At 62.3% G+C, this 3,803-nt stretch carries 4 protein-coding genes; all 4 read right to left on the minus strand.

The features are described 5' to 3' along the window. A partial coding sequence (locus QZ964_RS14720) for a cytochrome c oxidase subunit 3 (protein ID WP_292532400.1) occupies positions 1–492 on the minus strand: 492 nt, incomplete at its 3' end. 81 nt (positions 493–573) lie between these two features. After that, positions 574–1,284 carry a cytochrome c oxidase subunit 3 gene (locus tag QZ964_RS14725; RefSeq protein WP_196404673.1) on the minus strand — a complete coding sequence of 237 codons (711 nt, stop codon included), beginning with the start codon at positions 1,282–1,284 and terminating at the stop codon, positions 574–576. Then, positions 1,281–3,047 carry a cbb3-type cytochrome c oxidase subunit I gene (locus QZ964_RS14730; protein ID WP_292532398.1) on the minus strand — a complete coding sequence of 589 codons (1,767 nt, stop codon included), beginning with the start codon at positions 3,045–3,047 and terminating at the stop codon, positions 1,281–1,283. The genes QZ964_RS14725 and QZ964_RS14730 overlap by 4 nt, the downstream gene beginning before the upstream one ends. Positions 3,048–3,162: 115 nt before the next feature. Next, positions 3,163–3,803 (minus strand): cytochrome c oxidase subunit II (locus QZ964_RS14735; protein ID WP_292532399.1); only part of this gene is annotated, 641 nt, incomplete at its 5' end.

Raw genomic sequence — 3,803 nt, forward strand, 5'->3', positions numbered from 1 at the left:
GAAAATCACGCCGATCGACACGTGGAAGCCGTGAAAGCCGGTAATCATGAAGAAGCTCGAGCCGAACTGCGCCGCGCCGAAGGGATTTCCCCACGGCCGCACGCCTTCGTGAATGAGCTTGGTCCATTCGAAGGCCTGCATGCCGACGAATGCGGCGCCAAAGAACGCCGTCACCAGCATCAAAATCGCCGCCTTCCTGCGCTCGCGCGCATAGGCGAAGTTGACCGCCATCGCCATGGTGCCCGAGCTCGTGATGAGATCGAACGTCATGATGGCGATGAGGATGAGCGGAATTTTCTTGCCGCCGATCTCGAGAGCGAAGATTTCGCTCGGGTGCGGCCATTCCACCGTCGTGGACATGCGCACCGTCATGTAGGAAATCAGAAAGCAGCTGAAGACGAAGGTGTCGCTGACGAGGAAGATCCACATCATCGCCTTGCCCCAGGACGCGCTCTTGAAGGAGCGCTGATCCGAGGACCAGTCAGAGACCATGCCGAGCAGGCTGCTCCGCAGTGTCGTCTCAGTCGTTACATGCTCAGTCGTGACAGGCTCCGCCGTCATAGCGCGTTCCCTTTACGAAAGCAGACGCCGGCAGATGGCGCCGAACCCATCGGCCCAGCCGATCAGCATGGCGAACATCAGCAACCAGACGAACAGCAGAAAATGCCAGTAGATGGCGCAGAGTTCGACGCTCGTCGTCAGCGCCTTGGTGACTCGCACGGCGCCGCGAACCTTGTCGGTGGTTCGCGCAAGCGCCACCAGACCGCCGATGAGGTGCAACGCATGCACGCCCGTCAGCAGATAGAAGAAGGCGTTGGCGGCGTTGCTCGAGGCGAAGAATCGCAACTCGAGAAGCTCGCGCCACGCCCAGATCTGGCCGATCAGGAAAAGCGCCGCGGTTACGGCTCCGACAAGCAGCGCCGTCTTGACCCGCTCGGCGTTGGCGCGCCGAGCGGCGACGACCGCGAGCTGCAACGCGACGCTGCTGGCGGCCAGAAGAAAAGTGTTGACCCAGAGCACGCCGGGGATCGGCGGCATCTGCCAGTCGGGCGCGTCGCCGCGCATGAAAAAGGCGGCGGCGAGCAGAGAGAACAGACAGCCGGCGACGGCGAGAAAGACCGCGAGCCCCACTCTCCCGGCTGTCGGCGGCTCGGCGCCGCCGGCGCGACGATAATGCGCAACCTCGCCTTCCTCGAGCCAGGGAGACTCCATCACTCCCTGGCGCACCAACCACATGATGGCGACGGTGGCGATAAAGACGAAGAAGAGCCCCATGACGCTCATGGCGAATGCTCTCCTCTCACCGGCGGCGCGTTCTGCGGCAGATAATCCTCCGGCGCGCCGGGCACGCTATAGGCGTACGGCCAGCGATAAACCACTGGAAGATGTTTACCCCAATTGCCGTGGCCGGGCGGCGTCTCCGGAGTCTGCCATTCGAGCGAAGCGGCGCGCCACGGATTGCCGCCGGCGGGGGCGCCGTATTTCAGGCTCTTGAACAGATTGTAGAAGAAGATCGACTGCGCGAAGCCGACCGCCAAGGCGATGACCGTGATGACAATGTTGAGCGTGGCGGCCGACGCGGGAACGAAGGCGGTTTCGCCCATCTCGTAAAAGCGCCGCGGCATCCCGAGCACGCCCAGATAGTGCATCGGAAAGAAGATCGCATAGGCGCCAAGGAAGGTGATCCAGAAGTGAATCTTGCCAAGCCGCTCGTCCATCATGCGGCCGGTGATCTTCGGATACCAATGATAGATGGCGCCGAAGATGACGAGCACCGGCGCGATGCCCATCACCATGTGGAAATGGGCGACGACGAACAGCGTCGCCGACAGCGGCACGTCGACGATGACATTGCCGAGGTAAAGGCCGGTGATGCCGCCGTTGACGAAGGTCACGAGGAAGCCCAGCGCGAACAGCATCGGCGTCGTGAAATGGATGTCGGCGTGCCAGAGGGTCAGCACCCAATTATAGACCTTCAGCGCCGTCGGCACCGCGATCGCGAGCGTCGTCACCGCGAAGAAGAACCCGAACCACGGGTCCATGCCGCTGATGTACATGTGGTGGCCCCAGACCACCATGCTGAGCACGCCGATGGCGATGATGGCCCATACCATCATCCTGTAGCCGAAGATGTTCTTGCGCGCATGCACGCTGATCAGATCGGAAACGACGCCGAAGGCCGGCAGCGCAACGATATAGACCTCCGGATGCCCAAAGAACCAGAACAGGTGCTGGAACAGGATCGGGCTGCCGCCGACATAGTCCTTGCGCTCGCCGAGTTCGACGAGCGACGGCATGAAGAAGCTCGTGCCGAGCGTGCGGTCGAGGAGCAGCATGACGCAGGCGACGAAGAGGCCGGGGAAGGCGAGAAGCGCCATGACGGCGGCGGCGAAAATCCCCCAAACCGTCAGCGGCATGCGCATCAGCGTCATGCCTCGGGTGCGCGCCTGCAGCACCGTCACCACGTAATTCAGTCCGCCCATCGTGAAGCCGACGATGAAGAGGATCAACGAGACGAGCATCAGGATGATGCCGTATTCGTGGCCCGGCGTGCCCGTCAGAATCGATTGCGGCGGATAAAGCGTCCAGCCGGCGCCGGTCGGACCCCCCGGGAAGAAATAGCTCGAGACGAGAACCAGGGTCGCGATCAGATAGACCCAGTAGCTGAGCATGTTGACGTAAGGGAACACCATGTCCCTCGCGCCGACCATCAGCGGAATGAGATAATTGCCGAAGCCGCCGAGAAAGATGGCGGTGAGCATATATACGACCATGATCATGCCATGCATGGTCACGGACTGGTAATAGACGTTGGCGTCAATGAATGGGATCGCCCCCGGAAAGGCGAGCTGCAGGCGAATCACCCATGACAGCACCAGCGCCAAAATGCCGACGGCGATGGCCGTGCCGGCGTATTGAATGGCGATGACCTTGGCGTCCTGGCTGAACACATATTTCGTGATCCAGCTGTGCGCGTGATAGAGGTCGACGTCCGGCACCTCCGCCGGCGGCGGCGCGACATTCTGGGGTACGCTGGCGTCGGTCATGGAACGATCCTCCCTTCGCCCCTGTCGCGCTTCCGGCGATTGATCGAGCCCCGTCGCGGCGGCGCTCTGTCAGCGGCGATGAATGTCAAAGCAGCGCGACTCGCATCAGTGAGCGTCATTGAGCAGAGGCCCGCTTGTCTCGGCTCGCGTCGCTCTTGCGCGACTGCTCGAACGTCTGCTGCGCCGTGCGCCAGGTCTCGAAGTCGGCCTCCGACTCTATGACCATCTTGCCGCGCATCTGCGGATGCCCCGTGCCGCAATAGGCGGCGCAGAGTATCTCATATTCGCCGATCTTGGTCGGCGTGAACCAAAAATATGTGACGACGCCCGGCACGAGGTCCATCTTCGCCCTGATCTCGGGGACATAGAAGTCATGTAGGACGTCGATCGAGCGCAGCAGGACCTTGACCGGCTTGCCGATCGGCAGGTGCAATTCGCTGCTGGCGATCAGCAGATCATCCTGCCCCTTCGGATCGGCCGGGCTCAGACCCATGGAATTGGTGGTGTCGATGTAGCGCACATCGCTCGAGCCGAGCTGGTTGTCGGCGCCCGGCAGGCGGAAACTCCAGCTCCACTGAACGCCCACCGCTTCGATCACCATCGCGTCCTTAGGCACGGTGATGAACTGGCCCCAGACGAGCAGGCCGGGCGCGAGGAGAATGATGACGGCGATCGTCGTGACGATGCCTAGCCAGGCTTCGAGCTTCTGATTCTCCGGCTCATAGGCGGCGCGCCGGCCGGGCACATGGCGAAAGC

The sequence above is a fragment of the Methylocystis sp. genome, assembly GCF_021731785.1.
Lineage (GTDB): Bacteria > Pseudomonadota > Alphaproteobacteria > Rhizobiales > Beijerinckiaceae > Methylocystis.